The organism is Marinomonas rhodophyticola (assembly GCF_026113935.1).
GTDB classification, from domain to species: Bacteria; Pseudomonadota; Gammaproteobacteria; order Pseudomonadales; family Marinomonadaceae; genus Marinomonas; species Marinomonas rhodophyticola.
Genome location: NZ_JAPEUL010000012.1, coordinates 411,694 through 431,487 on the forward strand (window position 1 = coordinate 411,694; position 19,794 = coordinate 431,487).

The 19,794-nt window shown below is 42.4% G+C and carries 20 protein-coding genes and 3 tRNA genes; 12 read left to right on the plus strand and 11 right to left on the minus strand.

From position 1 onward, the window contains the following. The first annotated feature begins 6 nt into the window (after positions 1-6). From pal to nadA, 5 genes are all read left to right on the plus strand, one after another. Positions 7-558 carry a peptidoglycan-associated lipoprotein Pal gene (pal, locus tag ONZ52_RS24195; RefSeq protein ID WP_265221109.1) on the plus strand — a complete coding sequence of 184 codons (552 nt, stop codon included), beginning with the start codon at positions 7-9 and terminating at the stop codon, positions 556-558. Beyond that, positions 558-1,340, plus strand: a complete 783-nt coding sequence (gene ybgF / locus ONZ52_RS24200) for a tol-pal system protein YbgF (protein ID WP_265221110.1) — start codon at positions 558-560, stop codon at positions 1,338-1,340. The genes pal and ybgF overlap by 1 nt, the downstream gene beginning before the upstream one ends. Positions 1,341-1,382: 42 nt before the next feature. Beyond that, positions 1,383-1,458, plus strand: a tRNA-Lys gene (locus ONZ52_RS24205). A gap of 27 nt (positions 1,459-1,485) precedes the next feature. Further along, positions 1,486-1,561: transfer RNA gene (locus ONZ52_RS24210), tRNA-Lys, on the plus strand. A 42-nt stretch (positions 1,562-1,603) separates the two neighbouring features. Then, complete coding sequence (gene nadA / locus ONZ52_RS24215; RefSeq protein WP_265221111.1) at positions 1,604-2,653, plus strand: quinolinate synthase NadA; 1,050 nt, start codon at positions 1,604-1,606, stop codon at positions 2,651-2,653. Positions 2,654-2,670: 17 nt separating this feature from the next. Here nadA and ONZ52_RS24220 read toward each other — a convergent pair whose 3' ends face one another. Then, positions 2,671-4,176, minus strand: a complete 1,506-nt coding sequence (locus ONZ52_RS24220; RefSeq protein ID WP_265221112.1) for a coiled-coil domain-containing protein — start codon at positions 4,174-4,176, stop codon at positions 2,671-2,673. 111 nt (positions 4,177-4,287) lie between these two features. Between ONZ52_RS24220 and ONZ52_RS24225 the strand changes: the two genes are divergently transcribed. Together ONZ52_RS24225 and ONZ52_RS24230 are read left to right on the plus strand one after the other, a co-directional pair. After that, positions 4,288-4,854 carry a nitroreductase family protein gene (locus tag ONZ52_RS24225; protein ID WP_265221113.1) on the plus strand — a complete coding sequence of 189 codons (567 nt, stop codon included), beginning with the start codon at positions 4,288-4,290 and terminating at the stop codon, positions 4,852-4,854. 91 nt (positions 4,855-4,945) lie between these two features. Then, positions 4,946-5,033 (plus strand) — tRNA-Ser (locus ONZ52_RS24230). A 204-nt stretch (positions 5,034-5,237) separates the two neighbouring features. On the opposite strand, the gene ONZ52_RS24235 is transcribed toward ONZ52_RS24230, so the two are convergent. The 4 genes from ONZ52_RS24235 to yciH all read right to left on the minus strand — a co-directional run bounded on the left by ONZ52_RS24235 (position 5,238) and on the right by yciH (position 9,154). Then, the gene (locus ONZ52_RS24235) at positions 5,238-7,136 is read right to left on the minus strand and encodes an alkaline phosphatase D family protein (protein ID WP_265221114.1); all 1,899 of its coding nucleotides are present in this window, start codon (positions 7,134-7,136) and stop codon (positions 5,238-5,240) included. 59 nt (positions 7,137-7,195) lie between these two features. Continuing rightward, entirely contained in the window at positions 7,196-7,606 is a 411-nt protein-coding gene (locus ONZ52_RS24240; protein WP_265221115.1) for an acyl-CoA thioesterase, read from the minus strand. Between the two features lie 9 nt (positions 7,607-7,615). Further along, on the minus strand, positions 7,616-8,662 hold the full coding sequence (locus tag ONZ52_RS24245) for a GGDEF domain-containing protein (RefSeq protein ID WP_265221116.1): 1,047 nt from the start codon (positions 8,660-8,662) through the stop codon (positions 7,616-7,618). Between the two features lie 147 nt (positions 8,663-8,809). Continuing rightward, the gene (gene yciH, locus ONZ52_RS24250; protein WP_265221118.1) at positions 8,810-9,154 is read right to left on the minus strand and encodes a stress response translation initiation inhibitor YciH; all 345 of its coding nucleotides are present in this window, start codon (positions 9,152-9,154) and stop codon (positions 8,810-8,812) included. Positions 9,155-9,291: 137 nt separating this feature from the next. On the opposite strand from yciH, the gene ONZ52_RS24255 reads away from it, so the two are divergent. Continuing rightward, positions 9,292-9,846 (plus strand): GNAT family N-acetyltransferase, encoded by a 555-nt coding sequence (locus tag ONZ52_RS24255; protein ID WP_265221119.1) that lies wholly within the window; start codon positions 9,292-9,294, stop codon positions 9,844-9,846. Here the strand turns inward: ONZ52_RS24255 and ONZ52_RS24260 are convergent. From ONZ52_RS24260 to ONZ52_RS24270, 3 genes are all read right to left on the minus strand, one after another. After that, positions 9,809-10,591 carry a pseudouridine synthase gene (locus ONZ52_RS24260; RefSeq protein ID WP_265221120.1) on the minus strand — a complete coding sequence of 261 codons (783 nt, stop codon included), beginning with the start codon at positions 10,589-10,591 and terminating at the stop codon, positions 9,809-9,811. The two genes, ONZ52_RS24255 and ONZ52_RS24260, sit on opposite strands and share 38 nt — an antisense overlap. 69 nt (positions 10,592-10,660) lie before the next feature. After that, positions 10,661-11,533, minus strand: coding sequence for a D-2-hydroxyacid dehydrogenase (locus ONZ52_RS24265; protein WP_265221121.1), 873 nt, complete (start codon positions 11,531-11,533; stop codon positions 10,661-10,663). Next, positions 11,534-12,169 carry an arylesterase gene (locus tag ONZ52_RS24270; RefSeq protein WP_265221122.1) on the minus strand — a complete coding sequence of 212 codons (636 nt, stop codon included), beginning with the start codon at positions 12,167-12,169 and terminating at the stop codon, positions 11,534-11,536. Between the two features lie 25 nt (positions 12,170-12,194). Between ONZ52_RS24270 and ONZ52_RS24275 the strand changes: the two genes are divergently transcribed. The 4 genes from ONZ52_RS24275 (at position 12,195) to ONZ52_RS24290 (ending at position 17,719) form a co-directional block, all read left to right on the plus strand. After that, positions 12,195-12,878, plus strand: a complete 684-nt coding sequence (locus ONZ52_RS24275) for an ABC transporter ATP-binding protein (RefSeq protein WP_265221123.1) — start codon at positions 12,195-12,197, stop codon at positions 12,876-12,878. Beyond that, complete coding sequence (locus ONZ52_RS24280) at positions 12,875-15,334, plus strand: ABC transporter permease (protein ID WP_265221124.1); 2,460 nt, start codon at positions 12,875-12,877, stop codon at positions 15,332-15,334. Before ONZ52_RS24275 ends, ONZ52_RS24280 begins: the two co-directional genes overlap by 4 nt. A gap of 83 nt (positions 15,335-15,417) precedes the next feature. Beyond that, complete coding sequence (locus tag ONZ52_RS24285; protein ID WP_265221125.1) at positions 15,418-16,851, plus strand: 3'-5' exonuclease; 1,434 nt, start codon at positions 15,418-15,420, stop codon at positions 16,849-16,851. Beyond that, positions 16,832-17,719: a DNA polymerase domain-containing protein gene (locus ONZ52_RS24290; protein WP_265221126.1), complete on the plus strand. Its 888-nt coding sequence runs from the start codon at positions 16,832-16,834 to the stop codon at positions 17,717-17,719. The genes ONZ52_RS24285 and ONZ52_RS24290 overlap by 20 nt, the downstream gene beginning before the upstream one ends. Before the next feature lie 109 nt (positions 17,720-17,828). Here the strand turns inward: ONZ52_RS24290 and ONZ52_RS25115 are convergent, their stop codons facing one another. From ONZ52_RS25115 to ONZ52_RS24305, 3 genes are read right to left on the minus strand one after another with little or no spacing between them, the layout of a single operon-like run. Beyond that, entirely contained in the window at positions 17,829-17,936 is a 108-nt protein-coding gene (locus tag ONZ52_RS25115) for a hypothetical protein (protein WP_265221127.1), read from the minus strand. Continuing rightward, positions 17,924-18,604, minus strand: coding sequence for a TatD family hydrolase (locus tag ONZ52_RS24300; protein ID WP_265221129.1), 681 nt, complete (start codon positions 18,602-18,604; stop codon positions 17,924-17,926). Before ONZ52_RS24300 ends, ONZ52_RS25115 begins: the two co-directional genes overlap by 13 nt. Next, a complete protein-coding gene (locus ONZ52_RS24305; RefSeq protein WP_265221131.1) occupies positions 18,601-19,785 on the minus strand; it encodes an EAL and HDOD domain-containing protein in 1,185 nt (394 codons plus the stop codon). Before ONZ52_RS24305 ends, ONZ52_RS24300 begins: the two co-directional genes overlap by 4 nt. Positions 19,786-19,794 lie beyond the last annotated feature (9 nt).

Consider the following 19,794-nt stretch of genomic DNA (forward strand, 5'->3'; position numbering starts at 1 on the left):
TGAATAATGAGTGTAAACAAACTAGGTAAGTTTGCTGTAATTGGATTGTCTGCAGCTTGGATCGCGGGTTGTAGCACAACAGCAACTGATACTGATTCTTCAACTGTTGCTGAAGATGCAAACGCTAGTTCAGCAGCAAACACTGATTCAGCATACGGTGCTGGTCAAGATAGCGCTACGACTAGCGTTATTGTTGAAGAAAAAGATACAGGTATGGATTCTTTGGCAGGTGTAGAGACTGTGTTCTACTTTGATTTTGATAAATCAATTGTACGTCCAGAATCTCGTGAAGCTTTGGCTAAACATGCTGCATACCTTGTTTCAAATCCAGATGCGCGTGTTGTTCTAGAAGGTCATGCTGATGAGCGTGGCACTCGTGAATATAACATGGCTCTTGGTGAGCGTCGTGCTAAAGCAATTAGCCGTTATTTGACTATCCAAGGCGTTGCTGCTTCACAAATTGAAACAGTAAGTTTTGGTGAAGAAGTTCCTGTTGCCTTCGGTCATGACAGCAATGCTTGGCAGTTAAACCGTCGAGTTGAAGTACGTTACGAATAATGTTCAAAAAAGATGTGAAAATTCACTCTTTTGCAATGGTGCTGTGTCTCACAGCACCATTTGCAATGGCTGAAATTCCGCAGGTAAGTGGCGGTGGTGGCTTGTCAGCCAACGCTGCTGCTGACTTGCTCTTTCAATTGGAAACACTGCAACAGGAGGTTCAGAGCCTTCGTGGACAAGTGGAAGAGCAGGGGCATGAATTAAGGCTAATGAAAGAGAGTCAAAGGGATCGTTATATAGATCTTGATAAACGCATATCGATACTGATGTCAGCTCCTGCAAACGAGCCGAATAATTCAGTGGCTCCGATTGCGCAAACAGAACAGATACCCGATGAAATAGAAAACACTCCCATTAATACACTCGTTACTTCTCCTCTAGCGCCTGTTAGTCTGCAGCCACCTACTGAAGAGTCTCAACAAGCCTACAACAATGCGTACAACTTGATTCGTGAAAGACAATTTGATCAAGCTGAGACCGCTTTTACTAATTTTGTAAATACTTACCCTAACAATTCTCTAACCGGAAATGGTTATTATTGGCTAGGTGAAGTGAAATTAGTCCAAGGAAAATCTAGAGAAGCATTAGACGCTTTTTCTACTGTGATTCAACGTTTTCCAGGTCATGGCAAAGAACAAGACTCATTGTACAAGTTAGGCACTGTTAGCGATCAGATTGGTGATACTGCAAATGCTAAGTTGTACTTACAGGATGTTATCAGGCGTTTTCCTGATACAAAAGCTGCTCAACTAGCGGCTGGTTATTTAAGTAAAATTAAATAGCTTGCATTCCTCAGCGGGGCTCTGTATTATACGCAACCCGTTGGGTCGTTAGCTCAGTTGGTAGAGCAGTTGACTTTTAATCAATTGGTCACTGGTTCGAATCCAGTACGACCCACCAACATGTTTTATTCCTTTTGTGATTTTTGGGTCGTTAGCTCAGTTGGTAGAGCAGTTGACTTTTAATCAATTGGTCACTGGTTCGAATCCAGTACGACCCACCAAAAAACACTCATTCCGCTCCCAGTTTCTTAAGGGGTAATGATATGTCTAAACTTTACGATAAAGCAGCACTTCGCGACACTGTTCAAAGATACCTATCTGAAGCCGAAAAAAGTCTTGAAATACAATCTGTCGATGGCGATGAAATTCGTGCTGAAATCAAATCTTTGCTCAAGCAAAAGAATGCTGTACTAGTAGCTCATTACTATACAGAAGATGCTATTCAAGAATTAGCAGAAGAGACTGGCGGAATCATTGCTGATTCGTTAGAGATGGCGCGTTTTGGTGCCAATCATGAAGCTAAGACATTGGTTGTTGCTGGTGTTAAATTCATGGGTGAAACGGCCAAAATATTAAGCCCAGAAAAAACCATTTTAATGCCAACGCTAGAAGCGACTTGCTCACTAGACATTGGCTGTCCTATTGAAGAATTTTCTGCTTTTTGTGACCAATATCCAGATCGTAAGGTTGTTGTGTACGCAAACACCTCTGCGGCGGTAAAAGCGCGTGCGGATTGGGTTGTCACTTCTAGTATCGCTCTGGACGTAGTTAACCATCTCGTTGATCAAGGTGAAAAAATTATTTGGGCACCAGATCAACACCTTGGTGGCTACATTCAACGAGAAACGGGTGCAGACATGATTATGTGGGATGGTGCCTGTATTGTGCATGAGGAGTTTAAAGCAAAAGGAATTTTAGATTTAAAATCTATTTATCCAGACGCCGCTGTGCTTGTTCATCCGGAGTCGCCTGAACCGGTTGTCGAAGTGGCAGATGTTGTTGGTTCAACGTCGCAGCTTCTTAATGCATCAAAGAATATGCCAAACGATACTTTTATTGTTGCCACCGATAGAGGTATTTTTTACAAAATGAAGCAAGCGTCTCCTCAGAAACGTTTCATTGAGGCACCTACCGCTGGTTCAGGGGCGAATTGTCGTAGTTGTGCACATTGTCCTTGGATGGCATTAAACAGTTTAGAAATGCTTCGTAACTCTCTAAGAGATGGTTCGGGTGAGATTCATGTAGCAGAAGAAACGAGAGTAAAAGCTTTGATTCCACTACAGCGCATGTTGAATTTTCAAATTCAGCGTTAAATATGCAATGGGGATTGCTATTCGTTTAGCGTCCCCAAATATTTCATTTCTAAATCAGAAAACGCCAGTTGTAAACGGTCGCACTCTAGACTCTTTTTGTTGTAGCTTACCCTAAGAGCTTGATAGTCTTTGTTGGACGCCATGTTTAATACCTTATTTTTTAATTCCGTGGTTATTAACACCAACTGCCTATTTCTTTCTCTTTGCTCAAAAAGTGGTTTGGATAAATTTGATGAAACCACATTTTTACTTAAAGCAAGTTGCCCAATTTTTTGTTTTAACTGATCATTGGTATCTTCTGCAATATCAAGTTCTTGAGCCAATAAAGTTACGCAAGTTTCAGATTCTTGAAGAAGGCGTTCAAGCATTTTTGTATCTTTATCCTGTTCTATAAGGCTATCTGTTGCTCTACTCTCAAGCGCTGTATTGAGTTCATCTCGAAGAGAAACAAGTGTTTCTTTTTTATTCGCGTTAAGCGCTTGAAGATTACCTATGGCAGTTTCATTACTGCGAGCAAGCTGTTGCTCAATTTCAGCGAGTTTTGCGTCTTTGGCATTAATGTCTTCCTTCAAAGAAAGGATTGATAGGTTAGACGTTTGCAGTTCTGCTTCTAACTGCAATATGAGCATTTGGGATTCTTCCGATATGCGTTCCAGCTTCTTAATAGCAACCCTTTGTGCTTCAAGGGAATTGCTTGGATTATTGTTTTTATAAGCTTTTTCTATTTCTGATTTTAGCTGATCAATGACCATTTTTTGGCGATTGGACAGGCTGTTTAAACTTGATATTTGTTTAAAAGATGCATCGCGAATCTGTTTTTCTATTTTTTGAGCCGTTGGAACCTCTAAGCTAAAATTTGACGCAGGAAGTTGGCTTTGAGCGGCGTTCTGCTCTAAAAGCTCAATCTTAGTTTTTAGCACACTAATTTCTTTCTCAAGACGTTTTTGCTCTTCATGCTTTGTGTTTAATTGAAGGATACGACTTTTGGCTCTATCTATGTTTTTTTGCAAATCATCATTTAGGAGGGCTTGTCGTTTTGTAAGAGACTCTTTCGTTATTAGCAATTCAGCTGTTTGGAAGAACTCGCTTTCCATGTCCTTGAGGTTTTGATGTAACTCATCTGGGTCAGTCGTCTGCAATTTAGGGGCAGATAAAGCATAGAGTAAGCTAGATAAAAAGCGATTTAGAATGGTCTTCGGCTTATCACTAACTTGATTTAAGAGGATTGCTCTTTCTGCTTTTAGTATCGTTCCCCAGATTTTTAATCTGTTTGTTTCATGGGCGCTTATTTTAGGAGAAATAGCATTCGCGGCGAATTGAATTTGCGTGTTGAGATACTGTGCTAGCCTTTTATAGGACTTAGACTCATTAGATACGGTTAAATCGCTCGTGGATTCAGCGACTCTCTTTTTTTCTTGCTCAATTTTTTTGCCGAGGGTGTGCGATAGCCACAAAAATATAAGGCTGCCCAAGAGTAAAAGAGTGCTTAATTCAATCAACATCCAAATTAGCCACTTTTGCATGAAAAACTCCTAGACCTTAAACTGACGATTGTGATATTCATTATCATTAAGTAATGGCAAAATGCACTTTAAATATACGCTTTGCCTCATGTTAACGGAATAAAATATTTTATGAACAAAGAATTTATAAGCTTTATGCGCAACCGTGTTTCTCAGCCTGCTCTTAATGCACCTGCGCCGACTGAAAATGAATGGGAATTGGTTTTGAGTGCGGCAAGCCGTGCGGCGGATCATGGGAACCTTAAACCATGGCGATTTTGTATCTTTGAAGGAGAAGGGCGCGAGAAGTTAGGACAAATCTACTGGCATCATGCTTTATCTGAAGTGGAATCAATGCCAGAGAGTAAAAAAGAGGGCTTTGTTAAAAAAGCCTATCGCGCTCCAGCTGTGCTTCTGATTTATGCAAAAGTTCAAACCCATCCTAAAGTGCCTGCGATAGAGCAGGTGATGGCTACTTCTGCGGCAGCGCAGCAGGTTTTATTGGGATTAAATGCTCTAGGATATGGTGCCATGTGGCGAAGTGGTCCAGCATGCTTCACGCAAAAAACCAAAGAATTATTAAACTTGGATGAAAATGATCAAATTGTAGGCTTAATCTATGTCGGTACGCCCAATGAAAAAGCTGCTTTTATCCCTGAAGTTGATATTGGGTCGCACTTAACGTGGGTAAGAGATTAATTTTTAAGGTTTATTTTTAAAAATGGGTTGCAATCTCTAGTCTTCATAATTAATATACGCGCACAAATTACGCACTGCGTATAAAAGTTTTGGTGAGCTGTCCGAGTGGCCGAAGGAGCACGCCTGGAAAGCGTGTATGTCGAAAGGCATCAAGAGTTCGAATCTCTTGCTCACCGCCATTATCCCAGTAAAATCAAGGGTTACAGAGTGATTTTTGATTTTGTACTGCATAAAGTACATCATAAAAACCGCTTAGGGTTATATCCTAGGCGGTTTTTTTAATTCAACTATGATTATCTAGTTACTTTACACGGGCGTATTGTAGAAATCAGTAAAAGGTTTATAGAGATTTTCCATAACAATACAAAGTGCCTTTCTCTCTCTTATTCCCAAGTTGCGTCTTCTTCTGAGAGGATAAATTTAATGTCTCTTCCATCCGAGCACAGTTGTATAACCGCCTGAGGTGATCCATCGGAATGAAATCTGACTAAACTGACTCCGGAAGCGTTGAGTAAGCGTTCACCGTGGTCTGCTGTTTCAGGTTTGTGTGGGATAACTTTCATGCGGCGTCGTCTAGTAAACCAGTTTAGTGGGGATTTAGGGGAATATAGCCAGCGGTTTGTGCGGTCAAAGATGTCTAATAATCGTTTGGGAAATTCGTTTTTGATGCCGCTACTGGTAATCTGCCATAGATCTGGCCCTCTGTTGCTGCCACGTAATTGAATGTCATACACAAAAGAGTAATGTACATCGCCAGATAAAATCACAAAGTGCTTTGGGGTTTTCTTATGTCTAAACATATTCATTAGGGTATGCGCAGAACCTCGGTGTGCCATCCAATTTTCGGCATCAACCATCAGAGGATGACCAAACCAAGTAAATAGACGCTGAATGGTTTCAATCAGTTTCACGCCAAAAATGGGGGCGGGCGAGACCATAATAACGGCGCCTAAACCTTTAAGCTGTTGCTGAAGGTCTGTTAGCGCCTCCCAATCCATTAAGCCTGAAGGGCTTTCTAGTGATCTTTCTGAGCGCCAACGCTGAGTACGAGTATCAAGAACGACCAAAGGTGGCGTTGTTTGCCATGTGTAATTCCATTGTGAAAAACCAAACAATGTTCGTAAAAAATCATCGTGTTCTTCACCTCCAGGTCTTGCTAGAACATGCTGGACCTCATTGATGAGTTGAGGAGAGAAGTGTTCTGGACAATTTCCCCATCCTTGGCAAATTAAATATCCAAACAACGCGTTACCAATAATGCGGGCGGAAAACGGGTGATTGTAAGCTGTTTGCTCCCAAGCCGCAGTTAGATTCCAATCATCGGTTATGTCATGGTCGTCAAAGATCATGGCCACAGGAAGATGGGCGAGGGCACGACGTACTTTTGGCAAACCTTCTACAAAGTTTTGCAGTATGGCTTGCCGTTGTAAATAATCTGTTTTCTGCTTCTCGGTCAAACCAGAGGGCATTCCCCAGCCATTTTTCTCAAGTAATGACTCCCAGCCTGCAGGAGACCAGACAAGAACGTACATGGCTAATACTTCCCCTAGGGAAATAAGATGATTTTGGGCAGTATCTGTCGTAAATACTGGCTTACGAACACCGCCAAACACTTGCGCCAACATGCCTCGGTTGGCTTCATTTGCCGGTAAAAGCGTTTCCCTTGCGTAATAGTAGGCATTATCTTGATGCAGCGCTTGAGAATTATCTATTTCCACGCAAGGCAGTGATTCATTAGGCATGTTAAAACTAGGAACAAGCTGATGGATTGCCCATAACATAGGAGCGGCGACATCATCGCAATAGATTTGATCTCCACTCATCATAAGTAAACTTGGCCATTCAAGCGGCGGTGTGTTTTCGAGTAGTTCATCAACTCTCAATAAACCGTCTTTGCTTGGATGATGTGGTTTACGACAAGAACCATGTAGTAAGTTGTTTATCTTTGGCTGTAACACAAAAAAAGGTAATGCATGACCAGGATAAACCAAATTCTTTGCCCAGTGGGTCCAGTCCAGTCCGTTAAGACGAAGATCGTAATGAATGATCGTGTTCGTAGGTAGAGTATGCTCTAGCTTAATATCCAGTAAATGGACGTATAGATTATCACCTGCTTTGAGCTGACTATGAAAGTCCGCTACTTGTGTTTGTTGTAATGCTAGAATCTGTTCCTGATTTTGCAGCAATTCGAGAGAAGCGCTAACAGGGGTGTTGGTTATTAACCAAAATGTCAGTCGCTCTGTTGTCATTCTTCGAAGTATTGGGCCTGCTAATACCTGCATGCGTTTCCTTGTATTGTTGATTGTGCTGCAACTGGATGATGCTTAAAAATGACAATATGTTAATGAGCAAGTAAAAGATCAGCTTGTTCAAACACTATTGGGCGACCTGCTTGTGTGGTAGAAGTAACAGTCATTTTTGCGTTTAGCATCAGCTGATCATCTTGGCTTCTAAAAACCTGTTGATGAAAGGCGAGCTTTAATTTTGTTTCTCTTTCAACACGAGTTTCAATGTAAAACACGTCGCCACTTTTCAACGAACGCTTATACTCAAGTTCCGCTTTTATCAATACCAGATGGATGCCTTGCTTTGTAATTTCAGCAAAATCCAAGCCTTTTTCTTTAATGAACAGATGCCTAGCATGCTCTAAGTAATTTTGATAGACGGCATTGTTTACAATACCTTGCATGTCACACTCATAGTCGCGTACTTCAAAGTGGGAAAGGCCTATTTTTTCCAATTTATCTATCATTCAACTACCTTAAACATTGTCATTTTTTATTCGTGGTGAGCAATTTGATTTTTGCCAGAGTGTTTTGCGTACAATAAATAGTGTTGAGCTTCGCTCTACCAATTCAGTTGGACTTTCATCACCAAATAAAGTTGCCACACCAATCGATATGCTCACAGGGCGAAGCAGCATCTTGGTATTTTTATAACGTATTTTTTGAGCGGCTACTTCCTGTCGCAAGGATTCAGCTAACTGAGTGGCCATGCTTAGCTCTGTTTCGTTAAGCAATATGGCAAAACGGCCGCCATTTAAGCGTGCAAGAAAGCTCTGTTCTGGCAAAGATGAGAGCAAAAGTTTGGCAATGTATCGAATTAAAGACGTGCCGACTTTATTGCCATATTCTTGGTTAATGCCACCAAGATCATCAATATCAATCAGTAGTAGGGTTAGATCATCTTCAGCATGGGGAAGCATAGAAAATAAGGCGCGTTCAAAGCCTTTTTCATTTGCCAGCAATGTCAGAGCATCGAGTTCACCGTTTTTCTTGACGTGAGATAGCTCAGATCTTAGTGAAGCAAGCTCTTCTTGTACCGCCTGTAGCGATTGGCTAAAGTGCTCTATGGCTTGATTTGCTTTAAAAGCGCCTTGCTCAAGTACAAGAGCAAGGCGCTCCAGTTGTTTGGGGTCGTCCAGATTGGTCAGCGCTTTTTTTGAGCGTTTGAGCGTGTTGCTCAATTTTTGCAGTTCGTTTGATACCTGTGTTGTGTCTGTTTCTAAATTCGTTGTTAGATTTTTTAGCGCCGTTCCTTGACGATCTGCCTGCTGAAATTCTTCAGGCAATAAATATTCATGAAAAAGCTCTCTTGAAACAAACGCAGGCAAACCGCCAAATCGGCGTAGAGTGCGATCGACGACTTGATTAAGTTTGGGATTTCGATTGGACGCATATTCATACCAAATCCCATAATTATAAGGGGTTGGGGGAATATCCAATTTTACCATAAGCGGAATAGCTGATCGCATTAGCTGATTCGCTTGCTTTATATTGTGTTGGAACATCGGAACCTCTGCTGCCATTTATCACCCAAAGACGTCCCATTTCGTTGGTGGTAATTTATATTGAAAGCTCGGCCACATCACGGCTTCGATTTTATAACCTACTCAGGGTTACTTTACGCTGTAAACACTAGAAAACATAGTAACTCGGATGCTTTTCTAGATCCATTAACCTCCCGTAAATTTACTTGAAAATCCTTCTTTTTCAAGAAGCTCTTTCACTTTTTGACGATTGTCTCCTTGAATTTCTATGCGCCCCTCTTTTACTGCTCCACCGGTACCACATTGAGTTTTTAATTTTTTCCCTAATGCCTTCAATGCATCTTCTGTCAAAGGAAGTCCTGAGACAATAGTCACTCCTTTGCCTTTTCTACCTTTAGTTTCTAAGGCAATCAAAACCTTGCCATTACCAACTATAGCTTCGTTTTTACAATGACAGTCAGAAACAGGACGTTCGCAGCTAGGACACAAGCGCCCTTGATCGGTTGAATAAACTAAATTGCTGTTTTTCATTAACTTTAGAGCCTTTCTCTTTCATGGAATGAAAATATTTTATCATTTCAATCTAGATATAAAATGTATTATTCCGCTTTTTATTAATAATTACGCTAAGCTTAAAACAGCGCCAATAATAAGGTGTCCATGCGGATATGAAAAAAATACTGACTATTCGTCAAGGAACGGAAGCAGACTTACGAAATATTATGCTTTTCGAGTTTCGAAATAGAGCTTGGTTTGCTCGTTTTCTACCTTATCAAATGCTGTGCCGACAAACAGAGGCTTACTTTAAGCCATTGCTCAGCAGCACGCTCAATGGTGTTCAGTATCTTGTGTGCCTACCTAATAATGTCCTCATTGGGCGCTTTAGTGTGCAATTTCTAGACAGTAAAAAACACTGTATTGAAATTTCCTATCGTATTGCCAAGCATTTTACCAATAGAGGTATTGCGACATATGCCCTGAAGCATTTACTGCTTATTTGGGCTAGCCATGGAATAAGAGAAGTATATGCACGGGTATCAGACCATAATAAAGCGTCAATTAAAGTGCTTCTTGCTTGCGGATTCGAATTTCTTGAAGTTCAAACAGACGCCATAAACCTTGCCTCAAAGATTCACGATAGTCTGGTTTTTCGTTGGGATGCTGAGGAGTTTACGCATGGTTTACCTATACTTGATAAGGCAACAGTCTATTCAGAACATTAAGAATTTCAGCACTCAATTCAGCCTTTATTGTTATTATTTGGTTGGTTATTGGATGAGAAAACTGAAGGCTTGACGCGTGCAGCATGAGTCTAAAATCTTCCGGCCAAATGTCTTTTGTCACTTTATTGATATGACGACACCCATAACATGAGTCGCCAACAAGTGGATGCAGTTGATGTTTAAAATGTCGACGTATTTGATGCTTTCGCCCTTGTTTAGGTGTGACCTCAATCCAGCTTAAGCGCATGGCGTCGTATCGACTAACGGGAATTGGGAGTTGATACTGCACAAGGCATTTGAAGTGTGTTTCTGCGTCTTTTTCCGTGCCTTCTATTTTAAAACGTGAGCGTCCCTTTTGTTCGTTAAGTTTTGCCAGAGGGTAATGAATAACCCCCACTTCATCGCAAAAGCCTCTTACCAAGCAATGATAGGTTTTCTGAGTCTCTGAAGCCGAAAACTGCGCGGAAAGTCGTCGCGCCACCTCGGGGGTAAATGCCATCACTAATACCCCAGATGTCCCCCGATCCAAACGATGAACAGGGAACACCCATTGCCCAGTTTGATCTCTCAAACGTTGAACAACGGCATCTTCCTCGTCCTTAGCTAAATTGGTGCGGTGTACTAGCAAGCCCGAAGGCTTGTTAACAGCAACGATATGGTCGTCTTTAAATAAAATGCTTAGGGGCTCAGGCTCGACGTTTTGGCTCGTTAAAATACTGTTAACAGTTGCATCTACAATGCTCATCTATGCTCCGATTTATCGACAAAAGACGCTATTTTATCCATTGCCATGTTGACCAAGGTTTGCATGGCCTCATTGCTGGCCCAAGCTATATGAGGGGTGAGTAAAAAGTTGGGGGATTTCGTAAGGGCCTGAAGGGGATGATCTATTGGCATGGAGCTCTTGTGTGGCAACGTCGAACGCCGCCCCTGAAATCTGACCGTGTTCTAAGGCATGTTTTAATGCGTACTCGTCAACAATGCCACCGCGACTGATATTGAGCAACAAGCACTCTGGTTTCATTAAAGCGAATTCGCTGCTTCCAATAAGGTTTTTACTTTCTGCCGTAAGTGGACAATTCACGCTGATAACGTCCGCACTTTTTAAAGCGCTTTCAAATTCAACATACCCGTCTCGAATAATGGTAGCGCCTTTGCGTTCCGCAAACAGGATCCTCATACCAAAAGCCGAAGCGATGGTCGCGACTTTCTTGCCTAAAGTTCCTGCACCAATAATTACCATGGTCGAGCCTGACAAATCTTTAATAGGATAGTCGAGAAAACAAAAATACTCGGAATCAGCCCATTTACCTGCTTTTACATCGTCCAGATACGCGACTAAGTTTCTTCTTAGTGCCAGTAGCATAGCGAAAGTATGTTCAGGCACGCTGATTGTGGAATAATCCGCTACGTTTTGCACGGCGATATTGCTTTGTGCACACGCCTCTAAATCTACATTATTCATGCCTGTCGCCATGACCTGAACCAAGCGTAAGTTAGAAGCTTGGTGAAGGGCATCACGCTTCAGTACCACTTTATTGGTTAGTACAATGTCAGCGTCTTTAATGCGCTCTGCTACTTTTTCTGTAGCAGTATTTTCATATTCAACCAGCGTCTTGATGCAAGCTGGTAAGGTAATGGACACATGACTTGGAAAAGATCCTCTGTCTAAAAATACCGCTTTCATTTACTTTTCCTTATTTTTGTCTAAGAGTGGTTGTAAATATGGCAGAATGTTTTGCAGTACAATGGGTTGGCCTTCTTTATTAGGATGTAGGCCATCGCTCTGCATTAAATTTTTGTTTAATGCGACATCTTTGAGCATAAAAGGTAAGTAGGCAAGCTCGTATTTATTTGCTATGTCTTTGTACATGTTGAAAAACATTTGTGTGTAGCGTTGGCCATAATTTTGTGGAATTTGGTTGCCAACTAGTAAAACAACAGCATTAGCTTGTTGAGCTTGCTCAATCATTTTTTCTAAATTTAATGTGGTCTGATCAAGCGGGTAACCACGTAAAGCATCATTGGCACCAAGCTCTAATACTACCCAGCTTGGTTTGTGGGTGGTTAAGAGAGCGCTAAATCGAGACAAACCACCTTGCGTTGTTTCACCGCTGACACTGGCATTGACTACTTTTATATCAGGATGGGATTGAGAAAGTTGATTTTCAAGTAAACTAACCCAGCCATCTTGTTGTCGTAAGTTATAAGCTGCGCTAAGGCTGTCACCCATAACAAGCAAAGTAGAAGCCGACGCGAATGAACTAATAAACAACAGAGCTGTGATTGTGAGCAGTTTTCTGAGTTGTCTTTTAAAAAACATATGAACCCTTCTAGAGTGAATAACTATGGCTAGCAATACGGCGATTAAAGTATCTAATTTAACCCACACAGTGACGTCAAATACAGGAGATTTAACCATATTGAAAGGAATTAATATGGAAATTAAGGAAAGTGAGTCGGTCGCCATTGTGGGGGCATCTGGATCAGGAAAGTCTACCTTGTTGGGTTTGCTAGCGGGACTTGATGTTAATACGTCAGGTGAGGTGTTTCTTTATGAGCAAGCGTTTTCCGGTCAATCAGAAGAGCGCAGGGCGCTAATCCGTGGTGAATACGTCGGTTTCGTCTTTCAATCTTTTCACCTGTTACCAAGTTTGCAAGCACTTGAAAATGTCATGCTTCCAGCGGAACTCAAAGGTGACAAAGAGGCCCGCAAGAAAGCGGAGGTTTTACTGGACAAGGTGGGGTTGTCACACCGATTGACCCATTACCCTAATCAGCTTTCTGGCGGCGAGCAACAGCGTGTGGCTATTGCTCGTGCTTTTGCTTCCAACCCTAAAATACTCTTCGCTGATGAACCAACAGGGAATTTGGATGAAGAAAACGGTAAGCTCATTATCAAGCTGTTGTTTGAACTCAACCAATCACAAGGTACTACCTTGGTGATGGTGACTCATGATAATGAACTTGCCAAAATGTGTGATCGTCAATTAGTGATGTCTGCAGGTCAGCTAACGGAAAAATCCCTATGAGTTTTACTTTTCGTCTAATGTTAAGAGACCTTCGCAGTGGAGATCTTCTCACGCTGTTACTGGCGTTGGTTATTTCAGTGAGCACAGTCACCTCGATTGGGTTGTTTATCGATCGCCTGCAATTATCTTTTGAACAAGAATCGGCCAATTTATTGGCAGCGGACCGTTTGGTGCGCTCAGATGATGAGCTACCAGATGAGTGGAAAGTAAAAGCAGAGGCGTTATCGCTACGCTATGCGGAGCGAACCTCTTTTACGACCATGATGTTTGCTGATAACTCGCTTCAGCTTTCCCAACTAAGTGCTGTGACAGAAGGCTACCCACTAAAAGGCGCTTACCTTGTTGATGACACTTTGTTTGGATCAGGGCAACCTTCGACTGAGTCACCCCAACCGGGCGAGATTTGGGTTTCTTCACGTCTTGCCAGTCTGTTAAATGTTCAGATTGGCAATCAAGTTGACGTTGGTGATGCCACTTTCACCGTCACAAAATATTTAGTACGCGATCCTGGCTCTAGCACATCGGCCTTTGCGATCTCTCCGCGTGCGGTCATGAACATGGCGGATCTTGCCTCTACAAACGTGATTATTCCTGGTAGTCGTGTGCGCTATTCTCTGTTATTGGCTGGTGAGCGTACTGCGCTTAGTGAATATGAAGACTGGATTACACCGCGATTAAGCGACGGTCAACGTTGGCAGACCCCAACGCAGCGCGGTGAGCGTATTGGTGATACCATTGGCCGAGCTGAGTCGTTTTTACTGTTAGCAGGAACGCTGGCTGTTATCATGTCTGGTGTGGCTATGGCGCTTGCCTCGGCTCGATTTGTAAAACGCCATTTGATGCAAGTCGCTATTTTAAAAACCCTTGGTGCCACGCCTAAATTATTAGGTAAAGTGTTTTTTCAGCAGCTCTTTACGCTTTTTCTAGCCGGTGCGCTGATTGGCCTAGGAATTGGTTGGGCAATACAAGAACTCATCGCTTCGATTCTTTCCGGTTTAATGTCTACCGCCTTACCAGAACCTTCTGTTTCTCGTTTGTGGCTTGGGGCTGCGACTGGCGCCATCTCGATGCTGGTGTTTTGTTTACCACTTATGTCCCATTTAATAAAGATTTCGCCCTTGTCGGTATTGCAGCCAAATGCCAAGGTTGAGCTAAATACGGTATTTATTTACGTAATTGGTTTTATGGGTATGTACGGATTAATGTGCCTATACACCAATGGTTTTCTATTGCCAAGCATTATGACAGTCGCGATCTCAGCGATTGCGTTGTTTGTTGCTGGTGTTGGTTGGATGGCATTTAAATTAGGCCGCTCGCTAACATCGGGGGCAACAAGTGGCTGGCAAATTGGGTTGGCGTCTTTGTATCGACGATTGGTCCCGAATTTATTTCAGCTGTTGGTGTTCACGCTTATTATTATGCTCACCTTGATTTTGATCGGTGTGAAATCTAATTTGATTGCAGACTGGCAACAACAGCTGCCAGAAGACGCACCAAACCATTATCTTTTCAATGTTCAAGCTGAACAAATTGAGTCCATCAATGACGCGACCGACGCGTTAAACGTACCGCGATCAGATTGGTATCCTATGGTCCGTGGTCGAGTTATCGAAGCCAATGGCGAGTCAGTCGAAGCGCTTTATCCAGAAGAAAGAGGAGAGCCTGAGCTGTACGAACGAGAGCTAAACCTTACTTGGTCGGACAGTATAGGAAAAGGCAATGAACTGGTGGCAGGAGATTTTTCGGCCAATGGGCTGTCAGTGGAACAAAAAGCGGCTCAAGAAGCCAAGCTTTCATTAGGTGATGAACTTACTATTAATATAGGGGGCAATATTATCACCTTGCCGATTACGTCGATACGCACAGTAGATTGGGGGTCGATGCAACCTAACTTTTATCTGATGTTGCCGAAGAGTGCATTGGAAGATTATCCTGCCAACTTTGTTAGCAGTTTATTTATCGATGAAAAGACAGCACAACCATTCTATAAGGCGATGTCACAGTTCCCAACCGTGTCCATTTTGAACGTTGGTGACATTCTTAAGCAGATTCAGAGCATTATTGGTCAGTTGTCAAAAGCCATTCAACTTGTGTTGTTTTGCATTTTGAGTGCAGGTGCTCTGGTGCTGCTCGCAAGTGTACGGTCGACGCTAGAAGAAAGGTTGGAAGAAGGGGCCTTATTACGAGTGTTAGGAGCAAAAAGTGCCTTGGTCAGACAGGCTCTTTTAGTAGAATTTGGTGCGCTTGGCTTCTTTGCGGGTCTTATTGCCGCGCTTGGTGCTGAAGCGTGTTTGTTTGGTTTGCAAGTCTTTGTGTTTAACTCACAAGCCAGTGTTCATCCATTACTGTGGGTATTAGTTCCTGTCATTGGTGTGTGCGTTATTGCAACCATTGGTGTATTTGCCAGTCGGACTGTGCTAAAAGTGCCTCCCATGCTGTTATTGCGTGGGTTGTAATGACAAGGCTTTGTGACATGGCAACGGATTTGCCATGTCACAAAGCGGTCTCTGGTACTTTTTCATAGAGTAGACGGGTTGCTATGTTTGTAGAAAAAATGGGCTATATTGTCAGCCGTCAAACGCGTGATGTTGACGGCTACATTGAAATGAGTCTCTTCATAAAAACACCTCAAGGAACCGTTAAAGTTCTTCCTGACCGACAACTGAGTGTGTTTTTTACCAATGCACCGCTTACTAGTTTGCCACAGGACGTGGTGGGTGTTCAGTGTACTGAATCACATTACCGATCCTTTGATAACGAACCCGTTGTATTGGTGCAAAGTCATAGCCTGACGCTCCACCAGCAAATGCTAAACTTCATTAAGCAAAAGGGTTATGCGGTTTTTGAAGAAGATATCAAAGCGCATAATCGTTATTTAATGGAGCGTAATATCCGAGGCGCTGTTCGCTTTATTGGTGTTCCAGATGCAAGCGAGCAGGTCTTTCGTCAAGCCCGTGTTATTCCGAGTAATTGGCAGCCCGAATGGAAGGTTTGGTCACTCGATATCGAGACCTCTGTGTCGAGCAATACCTTGTTGTCTATCGGCATTACCGCTAAAGATCAGCGGGTAGCGTTTGTGGTGACTGAACAATCGCCTTCCTCCTCGCTGATTCAGCGCTTCTCTGATGAAAAAAGTTTGTTGTTGGCTTTTATTCGTTTCGTAAAAAAACATTCTCCTGACATTTTTATTGGCTGGAATTTGATTGGCTTTGATTTGCAGTTTATCGATCAACGTTGTCAGGCATTAGGCATTCGTCCAGCATTTGGGGTGAATGGCGAGAGCTGGAGTATTCGTTCGTCTGATAATCAGGGAAAATATTTTGCAAGTATTCCCGGACGAGTTGCCTTAGACGGCATTACTTTATTAAAAGTTGGAGGGTATCATTTTGAATCATACAGTCTGAATCATGTGAGCCAAGAAATCCTAGCAGACGGTAAGTTGCTTCATGGCAGTGAACGTTGGCAAGAAATCGAGCGACTTCACAAAGAAGATTTAGACGCTTTTGTTGCCTATAATCTGCAAGACTGCGATCTGGTTATGCGAATTTTTGAAAAACTAAAACTTATTGAATTGCAACAAACACGGGTTGATTTAACGGGGATTCCGCTTGAACAGACCGGAGGTTCTGTGGCCGCGTTCGAAAATTTGTATTTGCCAAGATTGCATTCTGCGGGTTGGGTCGCTCCAGCGTGGAGTAATGATGAGTTCGTTGCCAGCCCGGGTGGTTTTGTTATGTCTTCGATTCCAGGCCTCTATAAGAATGTATTGGTATTCGATTTCAAAAGCTTGTACCCCAGTATTATTCGGACCTTTCATGTGGATCCTCTGGCACGGATCATGGCTCAGGTTATGCCGGTTTCAGTTGAGGTGAAATCCCCCCCAAGCACCGCTTGTTCCCGGGACTCTTGTTCCTGGGTACTTGGGCGCACACTTTCATCGCCAGCACGCTATTTTGCCAGCACTGGTTGGTGAGCTTGCTCAGGCAAGAGAAGTGGCGAAAAAATCGGCCAATAGTATTTTAAGTTACGCTATCAAAATCATTATGAATTCATTTTATGGTGTGCTGGGATCAAATGTTTGCCGTTTTTATCATGCTGAATTGGCGAGTTCGATCACCATGCGAGGCCATGAATTACTTGCTAAAACCCAAGCTTGGATGGAAGAACGAGGAGCCAAAGTCATTTATGGAGATACAGATTCTTTGTTTGTCACCTTGGATGATACTGATGAAAATCCTTACCACCAAGGAAATCAGCTGTGCACGCAAATCAACGCTTGTTTATCACAATGGTGTCAAGACTATGCGCAGTTAGATTCTCACTTAGAATTGGAATTTGAACGTGTTTACGAACGTTTTTTTATGCCAACGATTAGAGGTCAAGAGGAGGGCAGTAAAAAGCGTTATGCTGGTAAATCAGGCGGGGAGCTGGTGTTTAAAGGTCTAGAGGCGGCTCGTACCGATTGGACACCATTGGCAAGGCAGTTCCAGCGTACCTTGTTTGAGAAAATCTTCAATGATGAAAACCCGATTGCTTACATCCAAGAAACCATTGAGAAACTGAGGTCTGGTGAGTATGACGAACAATTGGTGTACAGCAAACAACTCAGCCGCCCATTGTCTTCCTACACCAAAAATAAGCCACCCCATGTCAGAGCGGCCGCCATGATAGATCAAAAAAGAGCAGAACAAGGTTTGCCCTTAGAATATAACAAGGGACGAAAACGAGTTTATTATGTCTATCAGCGGTCTGGCGTGGTGCCTTACGAGAGTGATAAGGATTTAGTGGAACTAGATTATGAGCATTACATCGAAAAACAGATCGGTTCCCATTGCCGATAGTATATTACCGTTTTTTAAGACGAATATGGCCTGTTTGCTATCGCAGCAATTTTCCTTACTTTAAATACTTAATGTAATAGAGCTAACCCGATGACATTCTGATGTCAAACTACACGCTAATGCCAAATAGGGTTTCGGTATTCATCGTGGTGGCTTTGATCAATTCGTCTAATGAGATGCCTTTTAATCTGGCAACTTCCTGAGCTACCCAAGGCAAATACTTTGGATGATTTTTTTCGGACGGGGGCGAATATTTCTTGGTAAAAGATAAGGAGCATCCGTTTCTATAAGTAATCGATCTAATGGTATATGAGGAATAGATGCCTGTAAGTCGGCGCCACGACGTTCATCGCATACCCAGCCTGTCACCCCGATATACAGTCCTAATGTTAAGTAGTTGTCTAGCTCTGCTTGACTCCCCGTAAAGCAATGGACCACGGACTTTTGTGCTAGCTCTGGATGCTTACTAAGAGTGGCGATCATTTCTGTGTGGGCATCACGCTCGTGAAGATAAAGTGGCAGTTGATAGTCATAGGCCAATTCAATTTGCTCATTAAATGCATAGCGCTGTTCGTTAGGTGTTGAATAGTTGCGATTGAAATCCAGCCCTGTTTCGCCAATAGCAACGGGTCTAGCGGTTTCAATCAGTGCCGAAAAATGACGTTTACTGTCAGCGTGCCATGTCTTTGCCTGATGAGGATGGCAGCCTAAGGTGTTCCATATATTGCGATGAACCTGACTTAACTCTTGAATTTGTTTGCTCTCAATGAAGTCTGATGCAATACAAATCATGCCTTTTACACCCGCCTGATGCATGTCTAACAGAGTGGTATTTAAGTCATCAAGAAACATTTTGTGGTTAAGGTTAACACCAATGTCTATCATAAATTACCTATTTGTTTGGCATGGTTTAAGCTTTCAATATACAGGTCTTTCATCGTCTGTTGAGAAATGTCCTTGGTTGCAAGGCGATTAAATGGGATTTTTTCCCAGCGTCCTGCTTCATATTCTTCAACAATTTTTAATACCCCACCTAAATTGCCTTTGTATTCTAAGAGCGCCGATTTGATGTGTTGTTCTAACGGCAAATCTTTTAACAACAAAGGCAGTTCTTCATCAAGAAAACTAGGCAAATAGGAAAATAGGCCAACCAAGAATGCCCCCTCTAGTTTTGGAAACAGCGCCGCGGAAAGGTTTTGGCAAAAGCATGCGCGAGAAACAGCCATTGAAAACAAACAATCAGGTTTACCCGATACACTGCTTAGCATAGCGACACCGACCCATTTGATTAAATCTCTAATACCGATGATTTCTATGGCACGTTGGGCATTGGCCACATTAAACTGACTTCTGTAAAGCACCGACTGCGTGAGTTTTATAATACGATAGGTCAATGTCGGGTCTCGTTCGATATAAGTAGCTAAAACACGCGGGGAAGACTCGCTGTTATTAAGGGCTGCGAGAAGATCAATTAAAATCATTTTATGAGCTAAAATTCGCTTACCTTTTATCGGTGTAGTTTTGTGAATGAAATTACCGCTAAAAAGCCCATCAGGTGACGCTTGTCGCAGCTGATCAAATTGCTCGGAATGTTCTATCTCATCCATCCAAATTCTCTTAGAGGATAAGAGAGGATGAGCTATTCTTGCTATTGCCTCTTCAGCTGTCAGTTGGTTTAAACTCAACATGGCATAAGAAAACACATTAAATAAGTCGCCTGATAGAGCATCAGGCTCAGGGTTGATGATACCCAGCTGATAACCTTGTAAACGAAGTTCGCAAAGCATATCGAGATGCTCATCAGTTAATGACTTTGCGCTCAAAAAAATGACCATGTGGATATGCGACTGCAAAGGCAAAACACTTAATTCATCTAAATTACTGTGCAAAAAAATAGTTTTTTGCTGAGTTATTTCGATAAGGTTGACATCAACAAATAAGGAGCTTAAAAAAGAGGTCTGTGGCCTTTCTGTTTCATTACTTGGATGCAATAGATAATACGCTGAGGTTTCTGACAATCGGTTCACCAAAGCTTTACGGCAAAAAAGTATATCAGTGTTCTTCATTAAGGGTCC